The sequence below is a fragment of the Burkholderia sp. HI2500 genome, from assembly GCF_002223055.1.
Taxonomy (GTDB): Bacteria; Pseudomonadota; Gammaproteobacteria; order Burkholderiales; family Burkholderiaceae; genus Burkholderia.
Window position 1 is genome coordinate 23,072 of sequence record NZ_NKFL01000003.1, and the last position, 19,987, is coordinate 43,058.

Here is a 19,987-nt window from a genome sequence, read left to right on the forward strand (position 1 = left end):
CCTCGCTCTTTCCAAGGAATCGTCATGCAGCAACAGAAAATCCGCATTCGCCTGAAGGCATTCGACTATCGTCTGATCGATCAATCGGCTGCCGAGATCGTCGATACCGCGAAGCGGACTGGCGCAATCGTCCGTGGCCCGGTGCCGCTGCCGACGCGCATTCAGCGTTTTGACATCCTGCGTTCGCCGCACGTCAACAAGACGTCGCGCGATCAGCTCGAAATCCGTACCCACCAGCGCCTGATGGACATCGTCGATCCGACCGACAAGACGGTTGACGCGCTGATGAAGCTCGACCTGCCGGCTGGCGTCGACGTGGAAATCAAGCTGCAGTAAGGCTTCCAGCGCCGATCGGCATGCCGGGCGGCGCTAAGTCTTTGTATTGCTTGCGGAAATCGAGAGGTCGGGCTATACTGCTTGGCTTTTCGCGTATTCGCGTAAAAAAGTTGGGCCTTGCGTGCCCGGCATTTTGTAAATCAGCCCCGACCAATCGCAGTCGGGAATGGAGAAAATGATGAGCCTTGGACTCGTAGGTCGCAAGGTTGGCATGACCCGTATCTTCACGGCGGAAGGGGATTCGATTCCCGTCACCGTGCTGGACGTGTCGGACAACCGCGTGACGCAGATCAAGACTGTTGAAACCGACGGCTACACGGCCGTGCAGGTTGCATTCGGCTCCCGTCGTGCCTCGCGCGTGACGAAGCCGCTGGCAGGTCATCTCGCCAAAGCCGGTGTCGAAGCCGGTGAAATCCTCAAGGAATTCCGCATTGACGCGGCCAAGGCAGCTGAGCTGTCGAATGGCGCCGTGGTCGGTGCTGATCTTTTCGAAGTGGGCCAGAAGGTCGACGTGCAAGGCGTGTCGATCGGTAAGGGCTACGCCGGTACGATCAAGCGTTACAACTTCTCCTCCGGCCGTGCCACGCACGGTAACTCGCGCTCGCACAACGTGCCGGGCTCGATCGGTATGGCGCAGGATCCGGGTCGTGTTTTCCCGGGGAAACGCATGACGGGTCACATGGGTGACGTGACGGTGACGGTGCAGAACCTCGAAATCGCCCGTATCGACGCAGAGCGCAAGCTGCTGCTCGTGAAGGGTGCGATTCCGGGCGCGAAGGGCGGCAAGGTCTTCGTGACGCCGGCCGTCAAGACCAAGGGGGCGAAATAATGGAACTCAAGCTCCTGAACGAAAATGGTCAGGAAGGTGCAGTGGTCAACGCATCGGACGTCGTGTTCGGTCGTGACTACAACGAAGCGCTGATCCACCAGGTCGTCGTCGCTTACCAGGCGAATGCTCGCCAGGGTAACCGCGCACAGAAGGACCGTGAGCAAGTCAAGCACACGACGAAGAAGCCGTGGCGCCAGAAGGGTACGGGCCGCGCTCGTGCCGGTATGTCGTCGAGCCCGTTGTGGCGTGGCGGTGGTCGTATCTTCCCGAATTCGCCGGAAGAAAACTTCTCGCACAAGGTCAACAAGAAGATGCATCGCGCAGGTCTCTGCTCGATCTTCTCGCAGCTGGCCCGTGAAGGCCGTCTGTCGGTCGTCGAGGACATCATCCTCGAAGCGCCGAAGACCAAGCTGCTGGCCGAAAAATTCAAGACCATGGGTCTCGACTCCGTGCTGATCATTACGGATACGGTCGACGAGAACCTGTACCTGGCTTCGCGCAACCTGCCGCACGTGGCGATTGTCGAGCCGCGCTACGCTGACCCGCTGTCGCTGATCTACTTCAAGAAAGTGCTGGTCACGAAGGCTGCGGTCGCCCAGATCGAGGAGTTGCTGTCATGAGCGAGATTCGCAAGAACGATCATCGTTTGATGCAGGTCCTGCTCGCGCCGGTGATCTCGGAAAAGGCGACGCTGGTTGCCGACAAGAACGAGCAAGTCGTGTTCGAAGTCGCACCGGATGCCACGAAGCAGGAAGTGAAGGCGGCTGTCGAGCTGCTGTTCAAGGTTGAAGTTGATTCCGTCAACGTGCTGGTTCAGAAGGGCAAGCAGAAGCGCTTTGGCCGTTCGATGGGCCGCCGCAAGGACGTGAAGAAGGCGTACGTTTGCCTGAAGCCCGGCCAGGAAATCAACTTTGAAGCGGAGGCCAAGTAATCATGGCAATCGTTAAAGTTAAGCCGACATCGCCGGGTCGCCGCGCGATGGTCAAGGTGGTCAACAAGAACCTGCACCAGGGCAAGCCGTTCGCGGCACTGCTCGACTCGCAGAGCTCGACCGCCGGCCGTAACAACAACGGTCGTATCACCACGCGTCACAAGGGTGGTGGTCACAAGCAGCACTACCGTATCGTCGATTTCCGTCGCACGAAGGATGGCATTCCGGCAAAGGTCGAGCGTCTCGAGTACGACCCGAACCGTAGCGCGAACATCGCGCTGGTGCTCTACGCAGACGGTGAACGTCGCTACATCATCGCCCCGAAGGGCCTGACCGTCGGCCAACAGCTGATGTCGGGTTCGGAAGCGCCGATCCGTGCAGGCAACACGCTGCCGATCCGCAACATTCCGGTCGGTACCACGATCCACTGCATCGAGATGTTGCCGGGCAAGGGCGCGCAAATGGCGCGTTCGGCTGGTACGTCGGCCATGCTGCTCGCCCGTGAAGGCGTCTACGCGCAGGTTCGTCTGCGTTCGGGCGAAATCCGCCGCGTGCACATCGAGTGCCGTGCAACGATCGGTGAAGTCGGCAACGAAGAGCATAGCCTGCGCCAGATCGGCAAGGCTGGCGCGAACCGCTGGCGCGGTATCCGCCCGACGGTGCGTGGCGTTGCGATGAACCCGGTTGATCACCCGCACGGTGGTGGTGAGGGCAAGACGGCTGCAGGTCGCGATCCGGTTAGCCCGTGGGGTACGCCGGCTAAGGGTTATCGCACCCGTAGCAACAAGCGCACGACGACGATGATCGTCCAGCGCCGTCACAAGCGTTAAGGAGTAGGCAATGGCACGTTCTGTTAAAAAAGGTCCGTTCTGCGACGCCCATTTGCTGAAGAAAGTTGAGGCGGCTGCAGCTTCGCGCGACAAAAAGCCGATCAAGACCTGGTCGCGTCGCTCGACGATTCTGCCGGATTTCATCGGCCTGACGATCGCTGTTCACAACGGCCGTCAACACGTTCCGGTGTACATCTCGGAAAACATGGTCGGCCACAAGCTTGGCGAGTTCGCACTGACCCGTACGTTCAAGGGTCACGCAGCCGACAAGAAGGCCAAGAAATAAGGGGCAATCAAGATGGAAGTGAAAGCAATTCATCGCGGTGCCCGCATCTCGGCGCAGAAAACGCGCCTTGTGGCTGACCAGATCCGCGGTTTGCCGGTCGACAAGGCGCTGAACGTTCTGACGTTCTCGCCGAAGAAGGCGGCTGGCATCGTGAAGAAGGTTGTGCTGTCGGCAATCGCGAATGCGGAGCACAACGAAGGCGCTGATATCGACGAGCTCAAGATCAAGAGCATCTACGTCGACAAGGCTGCATCGCTCAAGCGTTTCACCGCGCGCGCCAAGGGCCGCGGTAACCGCATCGAGAAGCAATCCTGTCACATCACTGTGACGGTCGGGAATTAAGGAGCCATACGATGGGACAGAAAATTCATCCGACTGGCTTCCGCCTGGCTGTCAGCCGCAATTGGGCTTCGCGTTGGTACGCGAACAACAACAATTTCGCGGCGATGCTGCAGGAAGACATCGGTGTTCGTGAATACCTGAAGAAGAAGCTGAAGAACGCTTCGGTCGGTCGGGTCGTCATCGAGCGTCCGGCGAAGAACGCGCGCATCACGATTTACAGCTCGCGTCCGGGTGTGGTCATCGGCAAGAAGGGCGAGGATATCGAGCAGCTGAAGACGGAACTGCAACGCCGCATGGGCGTTCCGGTTCACGTCAACATCGAAGAAATCCGCAAGCCGGAAACCGATGCTCAGCTGATCGCTGACTCGATCACGCAACAGCTCGAGCGCCGGATCATGTTCCGTCGCGCGATGAAGCGTGCGATGCAGAACGCGATGCGTCTGGGTGCCCAAGGCATCAAGATCATGAGCGCGGGCCGTCTGAACGGTATCGAAATCGCTCGTACGGAGTGGTATCGCGAAGGTCGCGTGCCCCTTCACACGCTGCGTGCTGATATCGACTACGCAACCTCGGAAGCGAAGACGACCTACGGGATCATCGGCGTCAAGGTGTGGGTTTACAAGGGCGACACGCTCGGCCGCAACGACGCACCGGTGGTGGAAGAAGTAGCCGAAGACAAGCGTCCGCGTCGCAATGCGCGTCCGGGCGACCGTCGTCCGCGCCGTGACGGCGAAGGCGGCGCTCCGGGTGCTCGTCGTGGCGCACCGCGCCGCGGCGCCGGCAAGCCCGAAGACGGCAAGACTGGAGAATAACGATGCTGCAACCGAAACGCAGAAAGTATCGTAAAGAGCAGAAGGGTCGTAACACCGGCAAGGCGACGCGCGGCAACGCAGTGTCGTTCGGTGAATTCGGCCTGAAGGCTATCGGTCGCGGTCGTCTGACCGCACGCCAGATTGAAGCGGCGCGTCGTGCAATGACGCGTCACATCAAGCGTGGCGGCCGCATCTGGATCCGGATCTTCCCGGACAAGCCGATTTCGCAGAAGCCGGCCGAAGTGCGTATGGGTAACGGTAAGGGTAACCCGGAGTACTACGTCGCCGAGATTCAGCCGGGCAAGATGCTCTATGAAATGGACGGCGTAACCGAAGAACTGGCACGCGAAGCGTTCCGTCTGGCTGCAGCCAAGCTGCCGCTGAAGACGGCGTTCATCGTGCGCCAGCTCGGCGCCTAAGGAGAAAATATGAAGGCTTCCGAACTTCTCCAGAAAGACCAGGCCGCGCTCAACAAGGAGCTGGCGGACCTGCTGAAGGCGCAATTCGGCCTGCGCATGCAACTCGCGACCCAGCAGCTCACGAACACGAGCCAGCTGAAGAAGGTTCGTCGCGACATCGCACGTGTGCGGACCGTCATGACTCAGAAGGCGAACCAGAAATGAACGATAGCGTGAAAACCTCGCTGAAGCGGACGCTGGTCGGTCGGGTCGTCAGCAACAAGATGGACAAGACCGTCACCGTGCTGATCGAGCACCGCGTCAAGCACCCGATCTACGGCAAGTATGTCGTGCGTTCGAAGAAGTACCACGCGCACGATGAAGCGAACACCTACAACGAAGGCGATCTCGTCGAAATCCAGGAAACTCGTCCTGTTTCGAAGACGAAGGCCTGGACGGTGTCGCGCCTCGTCGAAGCAGCTCGCGTCATCTAAGCGGGCAGCGCAGTAGGCAGTAACAGGCACTTCTCCGCGAAGTGCTTGAAATCGCAAAGTATTTGCTTGCGTGACCAGGATTATTTGTTATAATCCTGGTCTTCCCTCTTTATGGGAGCCCCGTCGCGGGCGAAGTTGGTGGGGGAAGCGGACTGGCGCCTGCCTGTCCGAAAGATTCACCGAATTGCGATGGCGGGTTTCGTTTGCCGTCGCTGCTGTTCCAACCCAAGCAGCCGATTGGCTGACGGGACCAAGACTGACCGAATGCATCATGGTGGTGCATCCGGATTAAGTTGGGAAAGACAAACCATGATCCAGACCGAATCTCGGCTCGAAGTAGCCGACAACACGGGTGCACGTGAAGTCCTGTGCATCAAGGTGCTCGGCGGCTCGAAGCGTCGTTATGCCGGCATTGGCGACATCATCAAGGTGAGCGTCAAAGAGGCAACGCCGCGCGGGCGCGTGAAGAAAGGCGAAATTTACAACGCCGTGGTGGTCCGCACCGCCAAGGGCGTGCGCCGTCAAGACGGCTCGCTGATCAAGTTCGACGGCAACGCCGCTGTGCTTTTGAATAACAAGCTCGAGCCGATCGGCACCCGTATTTTCGGGCCGGTCACGCGTGAGCTGCGTAGCGAACGATTCATGAAGATCGTTTCGCTGGCGCCGGAAGTGCTGTAAGGAGTCGCGATGAACAAGATTCGCAAAGGTGACGAAGTCATCGTCGTCACTGGCAAGGACAAGGGCAAGCGCGGCGTCGTGCTGGCTGTCGGTGCAGAGCATGTGACGGTTGAAGGTATCAACCTCGTCAAGAAGCATGTGAAGCCGAACCCGATGAAGGGTACGACGGGCGGCGTGGAAGCGAAGACGATGCCCCTGCATATTTCGAACGTCGCACTGGTCGACGCGAATGGCAAGGCGTCGCGTGTTGGCATCAAGGTCGAGGAAGGCAAGAAGGTTCGCTTCCTGAAGACGACCGGTGCTGTACTGAGCGCCTGACGCAGCGGAGTAAAAAATGGCTCGTTTTCAAGAGTTTTACAAAGAAAAGGTTGTGCCCGGCCTGATCGAGAAGTTCGGTTACAAGTCGGTCATGGAAGTGCCGCGCATCACCAAGATCACGCTGAACATGGGTCTTGGCGAAGCGATCGCTGACAAGAAGATCATCGAGAACGCCGTTGGCGACCTCACGAAGATCGCTGGTCAGAAGCCGGTCGTGACCAAGGCACGCAAGGCAATCGCAGGCTTCAAGATCCGCCAGGGCTACCCGATCGGCGCGATGGTGACGCTGCGTGGCCAAGCGATGTACGAATTCCTCGACCGTTTCGTGACGGTTGCCCTGCCCCGCGTGCGTGACTTCCGCGGCGTGTCGGGTCGTGCTTTCGATGGCCGTGGCAACTACAACATCGGTGTGAAAGAGCAGATCATTTTCCCCGAAATCGACTACGACAAGATCGACGCACTGCGTGGGCTGAACATCAGCATCACGACGACTGCGAAGACCGACGACGAAGCAAAGGCTCTGCTCGCCAGCTTCAAGTTCCCGTTCAGAAACTGAGGTTACCGTGGCTAAACTGGCACTGATCGAACGTGAAAAGAAGCGCGCCCGCCTGGTCGCGAAGTTCGCAGCAAAGCGCGATGCGCTGAAGGCGATCGTCGAAGACCAAAGCAAGTCGGAAGAAGAGCGCTACGAAGCACGCCTTGAGCTGCAGCAACTGCCCCGCAACGCAAACCCGACCCGCCAGCGTAACCGCTGCGCGATCACGGGCCGTCCGCGTGGCACGTTCCGTAAATTCGGCCTCGCGCGTAACAAGATTCGTGAAATCGCATTCCGTGGCGAGATTCCTGGCCTGACCAAGGCGAGCTGGTAATAGGAGAAACGTAAATGAGCATGAGTGATCCTATCGCCGATATGCTGACTCGCATCCGCAACGGGCAGATGGTCGAGAAGGTATCGGTGTCGATGCCCTCGTCGAAAGTCAAGGTTGCAATCGCGCAAGTCCTGAAAGACGAAGGCTATATCGACGATTTCGCCGTGAAGGCGGAAGGTGCGAAGTCCGAACTGAATATCGCGCTGAAGTACTACGCTGGCCGTCCGGTCATCGAACGCATCGAACGCGTGTCGAAGCCTGGCCTGCGCGTGTACCGCGGCCGTAACGACATCCCGCAGGTCATGAATGGCCTCGGTGTCGCAATCGTGTCGACGCCGAAGGGCGTGATGACCGACCGCAAGGCGCGCGCTACCGGCGTCGGCGGCGAAGTCATCTGCTACGTCGCTTAAAGCCGAGGAGAGAGAAACATGTCTCGAGTAGGTAAGAGCCCGATCGCGCTGCAAGGCGCGGAAGTCAAGCTGGCCGACGGTGCGATCACCGTCAAGGGCCCGCTGGGCACCATCACGCAAGCGATCAATCCGCTCGTGAACGTGGCGAACAACGACGGCACGCTGAACCTGTCGCCGGTGGACGAAAGCCGCGAAGCAAATGCACTGTCGGGCACGATGCGCGCGATTATCGCGAATGCCGTGCACGGCGTGACCAAGGGTTTCGAGCGCAAGCTGACGCTGGTTGGCGTCGGTTATCGTGCGCAAGCGCAAGGCGACAAGCTGAACCTGTCGCTGGGTTTCTCGCACCCGGTGGTGCACCAGATGCCGGAAGGCGTCAAGGCAGAAACCCCGACGCAAACCGAAATCGTGATCAAGGGGATCAACAAGCAACAAGTCGGTCAAGTAGCTGCGGAAGTCCGCGGTTACCGTCCGCCGGAGCCCTACAAGGGCAAGGGCGTGCGCTATTCCGACGAGGTTGTGATCCTCAAAGAAACGAAGAAGAAGTAAGGGTGCGCAATCATGGATAAGACTCAATCTCGCCTGCGCCGCGCTCGCCAGACGCGTATCAAGATCGCTGAGCTGCAGGTCGCGCGTCTCGCCGTGCATCGCACGAACACGCACATCTACGCTCAAGTGTTCTCGCCGTGCGGCACCAAGGTGCTCGCCAGCGCGTCGACGCTCGAAGCAGAAGTGCGCGCAGAACTGGCCGACAAGTCGGGCAAGGGCGGCAACGTCAATGCCGCGACGCTGATCGGCAAGCGTATTGCCGAAAAGGCAAAGGCTGCCGGCATCGAATCCGTCGCCTTCGACCGCTCGGGCTTCCGCTACCACGGCCGCGTCAAGGCGCTGGCTGAGGCAGCTCGCGAAGCTGGGCTCAAGTTCTAAGGAAGGAATTCGTCATGGCAAAGATGCAAGCGAAAGTTCAGGCTGACGAGCGCGACGACGGCCTTCGCGAAAAGATGATTTCGGTCAATCGCGTGACCAAGGTCGTGAAGGGTGGCCGTATTCTCGGCTTCGCCGCACTGACCGTGGTTGGCGACGGTGATGGCCGCATCGGTATGGGCAAGGGCAAGGCGAAGGAAGTGCCGGTCGCTGTCCAGAAGGCAATGGAACAAGCTCGCCGCAACATGTTCAAGGTGCCGCTCAAGAACGGCACGCTGCAACACGAAGTGCACGGCAAGCATGGCGCATCCGCTGTCCTCCTCGCTCCGGCGAAGGCAGGTACGGGCGTGATCGCCGGCGGCCCGATGCGCGCAGTGTTCGACGTGATGGGCGTTCAGAACGTCGTGGCAAAGAGCCACGGTTCGACGAACCCGTACAACCTCGTTCGCGCCACGCTGGACGGTCTGCGCAAGCAGTCCACCCCGGCAGACATCGCGGCGAAGCGCGGCAAGTCCGTCGAAGAAATTTTGGGCTAAGCCCGGGTGGTCACCATGTCTGAAAAAACTGTCAAGGTTCAGCTCGTTAAGAGCCTGATCGGGACCCGCGAATCGCACCGCGCGACCGTGCGTGGCCTGGGCCTGCGCCGACTCAACTCGGTCAGCGAGCTTCAGGACACGCCGGCGGTCCGCGGCATGATCAACAAGGTCTCGTACCTCGTTAAGGTCATCGCGTAAGCGGCCCTACGGATCAAGGAGTTGATATGGAATTGAATAACCTGAAGCCGGCAGCTGGCGCCAAGCACGCCAAGCGTCGCGTCGGCCGTGGCATCGGTTCGGGCCTCGGCAAGACGGCTGGCCGTGGTCACAAGGGTCAGAAATCGCGTTCGGGCGGCTTCCACAAAGTCGGTTTCGAAGGCGGTCAGATGCCGCTGCAACGTCGTCTGCCGAAGCGCGGCTTCACGTCGCTGACGAAGGAATTCGTCGGTGAAGTGCGCCTGAGCGACCTCGAGAAGCTGCCGGTCGATGAGATCGATCTGCTCGCACTGAAGCAAGCCGGCCTGGTCGGCGAGCTGACGAAGAGCGCAAAGATCATCGCGACGGGCGAACTGAAGCGCAAGATCGTCGTGAAGGGTCTCGGTGCCACCAAGGGTGCGCGCGCTGCGATCGAAGCGGCTGGCGGTTCGTTCGCCGAGTGACACGCGTAGCGCGTCGTCACTTGCATTCATCGGAGAAGGTACTTGGCTAACAGCCCGAGTCTTGCAAAACCCGGTCGAAGCACGGCGAAATTCGGCGATCTGCGCCGGCGAGCAATGTTCTTGCTCCTGGCGCTGATCGTCTATCGCATCGGCGCGCACATTCCCGTGCCGGGCATCGATCCGGATCAACTGGCGAAGCTGTTCCAGAGCCAGGCGGGCGGCATCCTGGGCATGTTCAACATGTTCTCGGGTGGCGCGCTTTCCCGCTTTACGATCTTTGCGCTGGGGATCATGCCGTACATCTCGGCGTCGATCATCATGCAGTTGCTGGCGATTGTCTCGCCGCAGCTCGAGGCGCTGAAGAAGGAAGGGCAGGCAGGGCAACGGAAGATCACGCAGTACACGCGGTATTTCACCGTGGTGCTCGCGACCTTCCAGGCGTTCGGTATCGCGGCTGCGCTGGAAAACCAGCCGGGCCTCGTTACTGACCCCGGCATGCTGTTCCGTCTGACGACGGTCGTGACGCTGGTTACCGGTACGATGTTCCTGATGTGGCTCGGCGAGCAGATTACCGAGCGTGGTCTGGGCAACGGTATCTCGATCATCATCTTCGGCGGGATCGCAGCAGGGTTCCCGAATGCCGTCGGTGGGTTGTTCGAGCTGGTGCGTACGGGTTCGATGAGCATCATTTCGGCGATCATCATCGTCGTCCTGATTGCCGCGGTGACTTACCTGGTCGTGTTCATCGAACGCGGTCAGCGCAAGATCCTCGTGAACTACGCGAAGCGCCAGGTCGGCAACAAGATCTACGGTGGGCAGTCGTCGCATCTGCCGCTGAAGCTGAACATGTCGGGTGTGATTCCGCCGATCTTTGCATCGTCGATCATTCTGTTCCCGGCAACGATTCTCGGCTGGTTCAGTACCGGTCAGCCGACGGGAAGCTGGATTTCCAATACGTTGCATAACGTTGCGGAAGCGCTGAAGCCGGGCCAGCCGGTCTATGTGCTGCTGTACACGCTGGCGATCGTGTTTTTCTGCTTCTTCTACACCGCACTGGTGTTCAACAGCAGGGAAACCGCAGACAACCTGAAGAAGAGCGGCGCGTTTGTTCCGGGTATCCGCCCGGGCGATCAGACCGCACGATATATCGACCGCATCCTCACGCGTCTGACGCTGGCCGGTGCGATCTACATCGTCTTCGTGTGTCTGCTGCCGGAGTTTCTGGTGCTGCGCTGGAACGTGCCGTTTTATTTTGGTGGAACGTCGCTGCTGATCATTGTCGTCGTCACGATGGACTTTATGGCGCAGGTGCAGTCGTACGTTATGTCGCAACAGTATGAGTCACTGCTCAAGAAGGCGAACTTCAAGGGCGGCAACATCCCGATGCGTTGAAAGGACTATGGCCAAAGACGATGTAATCCAGATGCAGGGTGAGGTGATTGAAAACCTCCCGAATGCGACCTTCCGCGTGAAGCTGGAAAACGGCCATGTCGTGTTGGGGCATATTTCCGGGAAGATGCGGATGCACTACATCCGCATCCTGCCTGGCGACAAGGTGACGGTTGAATTGACGCCTTACGATCTGTCTCGTGCGCGGATCGTGTTCCGGGCGAAGTGATTTGAAAAAAGGGTATTATCATGAAAGTGATGGCATCGGTTAAGCGCATTTGCCGCAATTGCAAGATCATCAAGCGCAAAGGCGTCGTTCGCGTGATCTGCAGCTCGGATCCGCGCCACAAGCAGCGCCAAGGCTGACCGCGCGTTTGTTTGCGCTTTTTGTTTGAGGAAAAACAATGGCTCGTATCGCAGGGGTTAACATCCCGAATCACCAGCACACCGAGATCGGCCTGACGGCAATCTTTGGTGTCGGCCGCACCCGTTCGCGCAGCATCTGCGTGGCAGCTGGCGTCGATTTTTCGAAGAAGGTCAAGGACTTGACCGACGCAGACTTGGAAAAGCTGCGTGAAGAAGTGGGCAAGTTTGTCGTCGAAGGCGATCTGCGCCGTGAAGTGACGATGAACATCAAGCGCCTGATGGACCTCGGTTGCTACCGTGGTGTTCGTCATCGCAAGGGCCTGCCGATGCGCGGTCAGCGTACGCGTACGAACGCACGTACTCGCAAGGGTCCGCGTCGTGCAGCGCAAGCGCTGAAGAAGTAAGCGGAACTGACAGTTACAGGAAAACGTAATGGCTAAGGCTTCGAACACCGCGGCGCAACGCGTTCGCAAGAAGGTTAAGAAGAACGTCGCTGAAGGCGTGGTTCACGTTCACGCGTCGTTCAACAACACGATCATCACGATCACCGATCGCCAAGGCAACGCACTGGCATGGGCGACGTCGGGCGGTCAGGGCTTCAAGGGCTCGCGCAAATCGACGCCGTTCGCTGCCCAGGTCGCAGCCGAGTCGGCTGGCCGCGTCGCGATGGAATACGGCGTGAAGAATCTGGAAGTGCGGATCAAGGGCCCGGGCCCGGGTCGTGAGTCGGCAGTGCGCGCACTGCACGGCCTCGGCATCAAGATCACCGCGATTTCGGATGTCACCCCGATTCCGCACAACGGCTGCCGTCCGCCGAAGCGTCGTCGTATCTAAAGGTGTGCTGGCACGTTCGTGCTAGCACATTGCCTGTCGCCGCTCAGCGTCGACGGGCGTTGCTTTTTTGATTGACTAAGCCCACCGTTCGCCCCAAAGGGCGCGAACTAGCGCGGATTCAGATCTGCGTGACTGATTGATAGAGGAATGCAAAGTGGCACGTTATATCGGCCCGAAGGCCAAGCTGTCCCGCCGTGAAGGCACCGACCTGTTCCTGAAGAGCGCACGCCGCTCGCTCGCCGACAAGTGCAAGCTCGACAGCAAGCCGGGTCAGCACGGCCGTACCTCGGGCGCACGTACGTCCGACTACGGTACGCAGCTGCGCGAAAAGCAGAAGGTCAAGCGTATCTACGGCGTGCTGGAGCGTCAGTTCCGCCGCTACTTCGCTGAAGCCGACCGCCGCAAGGGCAACACGGGTGAAAACCTGCTGCAACTGCTCGAGTCGCGTCTCGACAACGTCGTGTATCGCATGGGCTTCGGCTCGACCCGCGCTGAAGCGCGTCAGCTGGTGAGCCACAAGTCGATCACCGTGAACGGCGTCGTCGCGAACGTCCCGTCGCAGCAAGTGAAGGCAGGTGACATCGTCGCGATCCGCGAAAAGGCGAAGAAGCAGGCGCGTATCGTCGAAGCGCTGTCGCTGGCCGAGCAAGGCGGCATGCCGAGCTGGGTTGCAGTCGATGCGAAGAAGTTCGAAGGCACGTTCAAGCAAATGCCGGAACGCGCTGAAATCGCAGGCGACATCAACGAAAGCCTGATCGTCGAATTGTATTCGCGTTAATCCGATTGACGGCCGAGGTACCCCGATTGCGTTGCGCAAGGAGGGGCCTCGGCTGTTTATTTTCTGGTTGTTACCGGTCAGCCTTATCGGTGTAACGAGCCGAGGGTATTGAAAAGGAAAGCCCATGCAAACCAGTTTGCTGAAACCCAAGATCATCGCCGTGGAATCGCTGGGCGAGAACCACGCGAGGGTGGTCATGGAACCGTTCGAACGCGGTTACGGCCACACCTTGGGCAATGCGCTTCGCCGCGTGCTGCTGTCGTCGATGGTTGGCTACGCGCCGACCGAAGTGACGATCGCGGGCGTGGTGCACGAGTACTCGACGCTGGATGGCGTGCAGGAAGACGTCGTCAACCTGCTGCTGAACCTGAAGGGCGTGGTGTTCAAGCTGCATAACCGTGACGAAGTGACGGTTACGCTGCGCAAGGAAGGTGAAGGCGTTGTCACGGCCGGCGATATCGAGCTGGCTCACGACTGCGAAGTCATCAACCCGAATCACGTGATTGCGCACCTGTCGAAGGGCGGCAAGCTCGACGTTCAGATCAAGATCGAAAAGGGTCGCGGCTATGTGCCCGGCAACGTCCGTCGCTACGGCGAAGACACGGCCAAGATCATCGGCCGCATCGTCCTCGACGCATCGTTCTCGCCGGTTCGCCGCGTGAGCTACGCTGTCGAAAGCGCACGTGTCGAGCAGCGTACCGACCTCGACAAGCTCGTGATGAACATCGAGACGAGCGGTGTGATCACGCCGGAAGAAGCGATCCGTCAATCGGCCCGCATCCTGGTCGACCAGCTGTCCGTGTTCGCGGCGCTGGAAGGCACGGAAACGGCAGCCGAAGCGCCGTCGCGTGCACCGCAGATCGACCCGATCCTGCTGCGTCCGGTGGACGATCTCGAGCTGACGGTTCGTTCGGCGAACTGCCTGAAGGCCGAGAACATCTACTACATCGGCGACCTGATCCAGCGCACGGAAAACGAGCTGCTGAAGACGCCGAACCTCGGTCGCAAGTCGCTCAACGAGATCAAGGAAGTGCTCGCTTCGCGCGGTCTCACGCTGGGCATGAAGCTCGAAAACTGGCCGCCGGCTGGTCTCGACAAGTAAGCCCGGTTGTTGCTGTAGTTGGCAAAGATGCGGATTTTCCTTTAAAATCCGCATCTTGCTTTTTTCGTTACCGGCCCGTGCACCCATCGAGGTGCGATAGAAGAGCTGGATCAAAACTTTGAATCAAGGAAACTGAAATGCGCCATCGTCATGGTCTGCGGAAACTGAACCGCACGAGCAGCCACCGTCTGGCTATGCTCCGTAACATGTCCAACTCGCTGATCGAGCACGAAGTCATCAAGACGACGCTGCCGAAGGCGAAGGAACTCCGTAAAGTCGTCGAGCCGCTGATCACGCTCGGCAAGAAGCCGTCGCTGGCAAACCGTCGCCTGGCGTTCAACCGCCTGCGCGATCGTGACTCGGTGGCGAAGCTGTTCGACGTGCTCGGTCCGCGTTTCGCGAACCGTCCGGGCGGCTACCTGCGCGTGCTGAAGTTCGGCTTCCGCGTGGGCGACAACGCACCGATGGCACTGGTCGAGCTGCTCGATCGTCCGGAAGTCGACGAAACGGAAAACGTGCAAGAAGCTGAGTAAGCTTCCGGTACGCAGCAGTATCTGAAAGGGGCCGAGCAATTGCTTGGCCCTTTTTGTTTTTCCGGCGCAGGCTGCGATCGATTGTCGCAGGGCGGTGCCGGCAGCGTTGCGCGGGCTGCGCTACGATACGGGGCAGCCGGCGCGCGCGCCCCAGGTGGGCAATTCGCGTCGGCGGGAGCCGATAGACCAGCCAGGAGGGCGCGGATGATAGTGGTGCTGATGCTGACGACGGTGCCCGATGCCGAGACCGCCAACACGCTTTCAGACGGTGCGCTCGATGCGCGGCTTGCCGCGTGCGTGTCGGAGCTCGGTGCGATCAAGTCGCGCTATCACTGGCAGGGCAAGGTCGAAACGGCCGACGAGATCCAGTTGCTGTTCAAGACGAGCCCCGTGCGGGCGCTCGAACTGGAGCGATTTATTCTCGCGCATCATCCTTACGAGACGCCCGAAGTCGTCTCGTGGCAGACGACGGCATCGGCCGCGTACGGTCAGTGGGTGACCAGCGAAACTCAACGTCTATTTCATGTTTAACGGTATGGCGCTTCCCGTGCGCGTGCGCGCGCTGCGGTTCCTCGCAGTCCTGTTGTCGTTCATGCTCGTGCTGGGCGGCCTGTCGGTCGCGCGCGCGGCCGACGATTTCCTCGATCCGTCGGTTGCGTTCAAGTTCAGTGCGAGCGAATCGCCGGGACAGGTGGACGTCCACTTCAAGGTCGCCAACGGCTATTACCTGTACCGTGAGCGGTTCGCGTTCGCGGTGAAGAGCGGGCAGGCGACGCTCGGCGATCCGCAATTCCCGGCCGGCCACGTGAAGTTCGACCAGACGTTCCAGAAGGACGTCGAGACCTACCGTGACGAAGTCGTCGTGCATGTGCCCGTCAAGCAGGCGTCAGGTCCGTTCGAGCTCGCGGTGACGTCGCAGGGGTGCGCGGACGAGGGCATCTGCTATCCGCCGGCCGAGCACGTCGTGAAGGTCGATGGCGCCGCGCTGGGCGCCGCCTCGTCGTCGCAGTCGTCCGCCGATGAGGTTGCCGCGGGCAGCTGGTTCGACAAGGTCACGAGCGCCGATTTCGCGCAGTCGCTGCTCGAAGGGCATGGCTTCTTCACGATCGTCGCACTGTATTTCGTCGCGGGCGTCGTGCTGAGCCTCCTGCCGTGTTCGTATCCGATGATTCCGATCGTGTCGGCGATCATCATCGGCCAAGGCACGCGCGCGACGCATGCGCGCGGCTTCGCGCTGTCGCTGACCTATGTGGTCGGCATGGCGCTGGTCTACACGGTACTCGGCATCGCCGCGGCGCTGGTGGGCCAGAGCCTCGGCGCGTGGCTGCAGAACCCGTGGGTGCTCGGCGCGTTCGGCGTGCTGTTGACCGCGTTTGCCGTCTCGCTGATCTCGGGCAAGGACCTCGCACTGCCCGCGCGCTGGCAGAACGGCGCGGCCGAGGCATCGAGCGCGCGCCAGGGCGGCCATTTCGTCGCGGTCGCGGCGATGGGCGCGCTGTCCGCACTGGTCGTCGGCGCATGCATGACGGCGCCGCTGTTCGCGGTGCTCGCCTTCATCGCGCACACGGGCAATGCGCTGCTCGGCGGCGCTGCACTGTTCGCGATGGGGCTGGGGCTGGGCGTGCCGCTGCTGGTCGTCGGCGTCGGGGCCGGGACGGTACTGCCGCGCGCCGGCGCATGGATGGACGGCGTGAAGGTGTTCTTCGGCATCGTGCTGCTCGCAGCCGCGCTGTGGATCGTGTGGCCGGTGCTGGCCGGTGGCCTGAAGATGGTGTTCGCTGCGTTGTGGCTGCTGATCGCGGCCGCGGCGCTCGGGCTGTTCACGCCGAATGCCGGCGCCACGTCGATCTGGCGTCGCCTTGGCCGTGGCGTGGGTGCCGCGCTCGCGATCTGGGCGGCTACGCTGCTCGTCGGCCTGGCCGCGGGCTCGACCGATCCGGTCAAGCCGCTGGCGGTGCTGGCGGCACGCACGGTTGCGTCGGGCGGTACGGCGGCAGCAGGCGCGGCCGCTGCTCAGGACGGGCCCGCGTTCGCATCGGTGCGCTCGAGCGGCGAACTCGACACGCTGCTGAAGACGGCGGGCCAGCCCGTGATGCTCGACTTCTACGCCGACTGGTGCGTGAGCTGCAAGGAGATGGAGCATCTGACGTTTACCGACGCGCGCGTGCAGGCGCGACTCGCGCAACTTCACCTCGTGCGTGCGGACGTTACCGCGAACAACCCGGACGACCAGGCGCTGCTGAAGCGCTTCAACCTGTTCGGCCCGCCGGGCATCATCTTCTTCGATCGAAGCGGCAACGAGATCGGGCGCGTGGTCGGCTATCAGGCGGCCGAGACGTTCCTGCGCAGCCTCGACCGGGCTGCGGTCCCGACGGTATGACCATGCGCGTCGCGGGCGCGCTGGTGGCCAACCGGCGCGCTTGCGTGGCATGAATTGACGATCGACAACGCATACGGCCGCGATCGACAGCAAACAAAAAACGGCGGGACACCGAAGTGTCCCGCCGTTTTTCTTTCCGCCTGCCGGCAGGCGCTTAGCGTTGCGCTTTCAGCAGACGCGCGGCGTCGAGCGCGAAGTACGTGAGCACGCCGTCGGCGCCCGCGCGCTTGAACGCGAGCAGCGATTCCAGCACGACCTTGTCGTGATCGAGCCAGCCGTTCATCGCGGCGGCCTTCAGCATCGCGTATTCACCGCTCACCTGGTACACGTAGGTCGGGAAGCGGAACTCGTCCTTCACGCGGCGCACGATATCGAGGTACGGCATGCCGGGCTTGACCATCACCATGTCGGCGCCTTCGTCGATGTCCAGGCGCACTTCGCGCAGCGCTTCGTCGCTGTTCGCCGGATCCATCTGGTAGGTCATCTTGTTGCCCTTGCCCAGGTTGGACGCCGAGCCGACCGCGTCGCGGAACGGGCCGTAGAACGCCGACGCGAACTTGGCCGAATAGGCCATGATCCGCGTGTGGATATGGCCGTCGCTTTCCAGCATTTCGCGGATCGCGCCGATGCGGCCGTCCATCATGTCCGACGGGGCGACGATGTCGACGCCGGCTTCCGCCTGCGCGCGCGCCTGATCGATCAGGATCTCGATCGTGTCGTCGTTGATCACGTAGCCGTTTTCGTCGAGCACGCCGTCCTGGCCATGGCTCGTGTACGGGTCGAGTGCGACGTCGGTCAGCACGCCGAGTTCGGGGAAGCGCTTCTTCAGCTCGCGCACCGCGCGCGGGATCAGGCCTTCCGGATTGGCTGCCTCGCGACCGTCAGGCGTTTTCACCGACGGCTCGATGGCCGGGAACAGCGACAGCACGGGCACGCCGAGTTCGACGCACTGCTCGGCGACCTGCATCAGCAGATCGACGGACACACGTTCGACGCCGGGCATCGACGGCACCGGCTGCCGTTCGTTGGTGCCTTCGACGACGAACACCGGATAGATCAGGTCGTCGGTGGTCAGGCGGTTTTCGCGCATCAGGCGCCGGGAGAAGTCGTCGCGGCGCATCCGGCGCGGACGATGAAGCGGATGGAAGCTCATGGCGATTGGGTAGAAATCAGGGCAGTAAGACCTTACGGAACCCTTAGGTCATTTTCGGGAGCGTTGGTATATGATAGCGATCGAGCGGCACGCGTCGCGTGCAGCTCCCCGCTTCTCCTCCCTGAGCGGGTGCCTGTCGTTTTTCGATTAGGCTGTTTGACCCGCCGTTCAACGGCGGGTTTTTTTATGAGCCGGCCGAAACCGCAGGCGCCGTCAGGTGCGCGCCGCCGATCCCGGCCGCGCGTTGCCCGATCATTGTGCTACAGGCTCGCTTTTTTCGTCGGCGACGGACGGCCGCACCCAGCTTTCGATCAATTCGTGCGCTTCGTCGAGCCCAACGCGCTTCATCGCCGAGAACAGCTGGACCGTCAGCTTGCCCTGAACGCCCTGGTCACGATACGCATCGAGCCCCTTTTGCGTGGTTCGCAGCGCGTTGATGCTTTCCTGCCGCGTCAATTTGTCGCACTTCGTCAGCAGCGTGTGGATCGGCTTGCCGGTCGGCACGAACCACTCGATCATGCGGCGGTCGAGATCGGTCAGCGGACGGCGCGAATCCATCATCAGGATCAGGCCGCAGAGCTGCGAGCGGGTCGCGAGGTAGGACGACAGCAGCATTTCCCAATGCGCCTTGGCGGCGCCGGGCACTTCCGCGTAGCCGTAGCCGGGCAGGTCGACGAGGTTCGCGACGGGCTCGGCGGCCGGGCCGACGGAGAAGTAGTTGATATGCTGCGTGCGGCCGGGCGTCTTCGACGCGAAGGCGAGCCGCTTCTGGTTGCACAGCACGTTGATCGCCGTCGACTTGCCGGCATTCGAGCGGCCCGCGAACGCGATTTCCGGCTGGACCGTCGGCGGCAGGTCGCGCAGATGGTTGACGGTCGTGTAGAAGCGGGCTTGATGGAGCAGAAAGGCCATGGGAACCGGAAGGACGGGCGGCGCGAGCCGCTTGGTGGAGGCGGGGTAGCCCCGATAGGCGCCGGAGCTTTCAACACGATATTGTACAATACGGCGGTTTTACCGAAGGCTACCGGGCGCCTGCCTCGCGCTTTTATGTAGCTTCTGCGGTAGACTGAACGCCGTCGTTTTTTGCAGAACCTCAAATTCCCACAAGACGAAACAGGGTGTGCGAATGAATCGACTGTGCAAGTCTCTGATGGTGCTTCAGGTTGCAGCAGGGTTCGTAGGTTTCGTAGCGGAGGCAAACGCGGCGGATGCGGCAAAGCCGGATCTCGACCGTGGCAAGGCGATTGCCGGGCAAGTCTGCGCGTCGTGTCACGGCGCCGACGGCAATAGCGCGTCGGGCAGTTTCCCGAAGCTCGCCGGCCAGCATCCCGAATATCTGGTCAAGCAGTTGAACGACTTCAAGACGCAGCCGGGCGCGAAGGGGCCGGTGCGCACCAACGCGGTGATGGTCGGATTCGCGAGCGCGCTGAGCGCGGACGACATGCGCAACGTCGCCGCGTACTACGGGTCGCAGACGACGAAGCTCGGCACCGCACGCGATGCGGCAACCGTACCGATCGGCCAGAAGATCTACCGCGGCGGCATCGCGGAGAAGGGCGTACCCGCCTGCGCGAGCTGCCACGGGCCGACAGGGCAAGGGCTCCCGGTCCAGTACCCGCGTCTGTCGGGGCAATGGGCCGATTACACGGCCGCGCAGTTGACCGCGTTCCAGCAGGGTGCCGGCGCGCGCAACAACAACGAGGCGATGCATCAGATCGCCACGCGGCTGTCGGACAACGAGATCAAGGCCGTCGCGGATTACATCGCGGGCCTGCGTTGAGCGGTCAGCCGCGAATGGAA

34 protein-coding genes are annotated in these 19,987 nt (G+C 61.2%); 32 read left to right on the forward strand and 2 right to left on the reverse strand.

Annotated elements, in window-relative coordinates:
- The first annotated feature begins 24 nt into the window (after positions 1-24).
- From rpsJ to dsbD, 31 genes are all read left to right on the forward strand, one after another.
- Positions 25-336 carry a 30S ribosomal protein S10 gene (gene rpsJ, locus CFB45_RS01565; RefSeq protein WP_004199280.1) on the forward strand — a complete coding sequence of 104 codons (312 nt, stop codon included), beginning with the start codon at positions 25-27 and terminating at the stop codon, positions 334-336.
- Between the two features lie 178 nt (positions 337-514).
- Complete coding sequence (gene rplC / locus CFB45_RS01570) at positions 515-1,165, forward strand: 50S ribosomal protein L3 (RefSeq protein WP_006482922.1); 651 nt, start codon at positions 515-517, stop codon at positions 1,163-1,165.
- Positions 1,165-1,785, forward strand: coding sequence for a 50S ribosomal protein L4 (gene rplD, locus CFB45_RS01575; RefSeq protein ID WP_011350675.1), 621 nt, complete (start codon positions 1,165-1,167; stop codon positions 1,783-1,785). The genes rplC and rplD overlap by 1 nt, the downstream gene beginning before the upstream one ends.
- Entirely contained in the window at positions 1,782-2,096 is a 315-nt protein-coding gene (gene rplW / locus CFB45_RS01580) for a 50S ribosomal protein L23 (protein ID WP_004199275.1), read from the forward strand. The genes rplD and rplW overlap by 4 nt, the downstream gene beginning before the upstream one ends.
- Before the next feature lie 2 nt (positions 2,097-2,098).
- Entirely contained in the window at positions 2,099-2,926 is an 828-nt protein-coding gene (gene rplB / locus CFB45_RS01585) for a 50S ribosomal protein L2 (RefSeq protein ID WP_006482900.1), read from the forward strand.
- A 10-nt stretch (positions 2,927-2,936) separates the two neighbouring features.
- Positions 2,937-3,212: a 30S ribosomal protein S19 gene (rpsS, locus tag CFB45_RS01590; protein ID WP_004199273.1), complete on the forward strand. Its 276-nt coding sequence runs from the start codon at positions 2,937-2,939 to the stop codon at positions 3,210-3,212.
- Between the two features lie 12 nt (positions 3,213-3,224).
- Complete coding sequence (gene rplV / locus CFB45_RS01595) at positions 3,225-3,554, forward strand: 50S ribosomal protein L22 (protein ID WP_004199272.1); 330 nt, start codon at positions 3,225-3,227, stop codon at positions 3,552-3,554.
- 11 nt (positions 3,555-3,565) lie between these two features.
- On the forward strand, positions 3,566-4,366 hold the full coding sequence (rpsC, locus tag CFB45_RS01600) for a 30S ribosomal protein S3 (RefSeq protein WP_006482899.1): 801 nt from the start codon (positions 3,566-3,568) through the stop codon (positions 4,364-4,366).
- A gap of 2 nt (positions 4,367-4,368) precedes the next feature.
- Complete coding sequence (gene rplP, locus CFB45_RS01605) at positions 4,369-4,785, forward strand: 50S ribosomal protein L16 (RefSeq protein ID WP_006482873.1); 417 nt, start codon at positions 4,369-4,371, stop codon at positions 4,783-4,785.
- Between the two features lie 9 nt (positions 4,786-4,794).
- Positions 4,795-4,989 (forward strand): 50S ribosomal protein L29, encoded by a 195-nt coding sequence (gene rpmC / locus CFB45_RS01610; RefSeq protein WP_006400652.1) that lies wholly within the window; start codon positions 4,795-4,797, stop codon positions 4,987-4,989.
- Complete coding sequence (rpsQ, locus tag CFB45_RS01615) at positions 4,986-5,258, forward strand: 30S ribosomal protein S17 (protein ID WP_006477189.1); 273 nt, start codon at positions 4,986-4,988, stop codon at positions 5,256-5,258. The genes rpmC and rpsQ overlap by 4 nt, the downstream gene beginning before the upstream one ends.
- A 309-nt stretch (positions 5,259-5,567) precedes the next feature.
- The gene (gene rplN, locus CFB45_RS01620; protein WP_006482918.1) at positions 5,568-5,936 is read left to right on the forward strand and encodes a 50S ribosomal protein L14; all 369 of its coding nucleotides are present in this window, start codon (positions 5,568-5,570) and stop codon (positions 5,934-5,936) included.
- Positions 5,937-5,945: 9 nt separating this feature from the next.
- Complete coding sequence (gene rplX, locus CFB45_RS01625; RefSeq protein WP_006477187.1) at positions 5,946-6,254, forward strand: 50S ribosomal protein L24; 309 nt, start codon at positions 5,946-5,948, stop codon at positions 6,252-6,254.
- Positions 6,255-6,270: 16 nt separating this feature from the next.
- Positions 6,271-6,810, forward strand: a complete 540-nt coding sequence (gene rplE, locus CFB45_RS01630; RefSeq protein WP_006477186.1) for a 50S ribosomal protein L5 — start codon at positions 6,271-6,273, stop codon at positions 6,808-6,810.
- Positions 6,811-6,817: 7 nt separating this feature from the next.
- Positions 6,818-7,123 (forward strand): 30S ribosomal protein S14, encoded by a 306-nt coding sequence (gene rpsN / locus CFB45_RS01635; protein WP_011350676.1) that lies wholly within the window; start codon positions 6,818-6,820, stop codon positions 7,121-7,123.
- A gap of 14 nt (positions 7,124-7,137) precedes the next feature.
- A complete protein-coding gene (gene rpsH, locus CFB45_RS01640; RefSeq protein WP_011350677.1) occupies positions 7,138-7,533 on the forward strand; it encodes a 30S ribosomal protein S8 in 396 nt (131 codons plus the stop codon).
- A gap of 18 nt (positions 7,534-7,551) precedes the next feature.
- Positions 7,552-8,082, forward strand: coding sequence for a 50S ribosomal protein L6 (gene rplF / locus CFB45_RS01645; RefSeq protein ID WP_006758786.1), 531 nt, complete (start codon positions 7,552-7,554; stop codon positions 8,080-8,082).
- A gap of 12 nt (positions 8,083-8,094) precedes the next feature.
- Entirely contained in the window at positions 8,095-8,460 is a 366-nt protein-coding gene (rplR, locus tag CFB45_RS01650) for a 50S ribosomal protein L18 (RefSeq protein ID WP_006477183.1), read from the forward strand.
- 14 nt (positions 8,461-8,474) lie between these two features.
- On the forward strand, positions 8,475-8,993 hold the full coding sequence (gene rpsE, locus CFB45_RS01655; RefSeq protein ID WP_006482895.1) for a 30S ribosomal protein S5: 519 nt from the start codon (positions 8,475-8,477) through the stop codon (positions 8,991-8,993).
- Between the two features lie 15 nt (positions 8,994-9,008).
- On the forward strand, positions 9,009-9,191 hold the full coding sequence (rpmD, locus tag CFB45_RS01660) for a 50S ribosomal protein L30 (protein ID WP_006400644.1): 183 nt from the start codon (positions 9,009-9,011) through the stop codon (positions 9,189-9,191).
- Between the two features lie 26 nt (positions 9,192-9,217).
- On the forward strand, positions 9,218-9,652 hold the full coding sequence (gene rplO, locus CFB45_RS01665; RefSeq protein ID WP_006477180.1) for a 50S ribosomal protein L15: 435 nt from the start codon (positions 9,218-9,220) through the stop codon (positions 9,650-9,652).
- Positions 9,653-9,694: 42 nt separating this feature from the next.
- On the forward strand, positions 9,695-11,044 hold the full coding sequence (gene secY / locus CFB45_RS01670; RefSeq protein ID WP_006482915.1) for a preprotein translocase subunit SecY: 1,350 nt from the start codon (positions 9,695-9,697) through the stop codon (positions 11,042-11,044).
- Positions 11,045-11,051: 7 nt separating this feature from the next.
- Complete coding sequence (gene infA, locus CFB45_RS01675) at positions 11,052-11,270, forward strand: translation initiation factor IF-1 (protein WP_004521905.1); 219 nt, start codon at positions 11,052-11,054, stop codon at positions 11,268-11,270.
- Between the two features lie 20 nt (positions 11,271-11,290).
- A complete protein-coding gene (rpmJ, locus tag CFB45_RS01680; RefSeq protein ID WP_004199844.1) occupies positions 11,291-11,407 on the forward strand; it encodes a 50S ribosomal protein L36 in 117 nt (38 codons plus the stop codon).
- A gap of 38 nt (positions 11,408-11,445) precedes the next feature.
- A complete protein-coding gene (rpsM, locus tag CFB45_RS01685) occupies positions 11,446-11,811 on the forward strand; it encodes a 30S ribosomal protein S13 (protein ID WP_006477178.1) in 366 nt (121 codons plus the stop codon).
- 28 nt (positions 11,812-11,839) lie between these two features.
- On the forward strand, positions 11,840-12,241 hold the full coding sequence (rpsK, locus tag CFB45_RS01690; protein ID WP_004197937.1) for a 30S ribosomal protein S11: 402 nt from the start codon (positions 11,840-11,842) through the stop codon (positions 12,239-12,241).
- Positions 12,242-12,395: 154 nt separating this feature from the next.
- Positions 12,396-13,019, forward strand: coding sequence for a 30S ribosomal protein S4 (gene rpsD, locus CFB45_RS01695; protein ID WP_021161733.1), 624 nt, complete (start codon positions 12,396-12,398; stop codon positions 13,017-13,019).
- A 124-nt stretch (positions 13,020-13,143) separates the two neighbouring features.
- On the forward strand, positions 13,144-14,121 hold the full coding sequence (locus CFB45_RS01700; RefSeq protein ID WP_006477176.1) for a DNA-directed RNA polymerase subunit alpha: 978 nt from the start codon (positions 13,144-13,146) through the stop codon (positions 14,119-14,121).
- Positions 14,122-14,258: 137 nt separating this feature from the next.
- On the forward strand, positions 14,259-14,654 hold the full coding sequence (gene rplQ, locus CFB45_RS01705) for a 50S ribosomal protein L17 (protein WP_006477175.1): 396 nt from the start codon (positions 14,259-14,261) through the stop codon (positions 14,652-14,654).
- 204 nt (positions 14,655-14,858) lie between these two features.
- Positions 14,859-15,185 (forward strand): divalent-cation tolerance protein CutA, encoded by a 327-nt coding sequence (cutA, locus tag CFB45_RS01710; RefSeq protein ID WP_089424300.1) that lies wholly within the window; start codon positions 14,859-14,861, stop codon positions 15,183-15,185.
- On the forward strand, positions 15,178-17,034 hold the full coding sequence (dsbD, locus tag CFB45_RS01715; protein ID WP_089424301.1) for a protein-disulfide reductase DsbD: 1,857 nt from the start codon (positions 15,178-15,180) through the stop codon (positions 17,032-17,034). Before cutA ends, dsbD begins: the two co-directional genes overlap by 8 nt.
- Before the next feature lie 154 nt (positions 17,035-17,188).
- Here dsbD and hemB read toward each other — a convergent pair whose 3' ends face one another.
- Together hemB and yihA are read right to left on the reverse strand one after the other, a co-directional pair.
- The gene (hemB, locus tag CFB45_RS01720) at positions 17,189-18,187 is read right to left on the reverse strand and encodes a porphobilinogen synthase (RefSeq protein ID WP_089424302.1); all 999 of its coding nucleotides are present in this window, start codon (positions 18,185-18,187) and stop codon (positions 17,189-17,191) included.
- Positions 18,188-18,439: 252 nt separating this feature from the next.
- Entirely contained in the window at positions 18,440-19,099 is a 660-nt protein-coding gene (yihA, locus tag CFB45_RS01725; protein ID WP_089424303.1) for a ribosome biogenesis GTP-binding protein YihA/YsxC, read from the reverse strand.
- A gap of 214 nt (positions 19,100-19,313) precedes the next feature.
- Here yihA and CFB45_RS01730 point away from each other — a divergent pair, with 214 nt between their 5' ends.
- The gene (locus CFB45_RS01730; protein WP_089424304.1) at positions 19,314-19,967 is read left to right on the forward strand and encodes a c-type cytochrome; all 654 of its coding nucleotides are present in this window, start codon (positions 19,314-19,316) and stop codon (positions 19,965-19,967) included.
- The last annotated feature ends 20 nt before the right edge of the window (positions 19,968-19,987 follow it).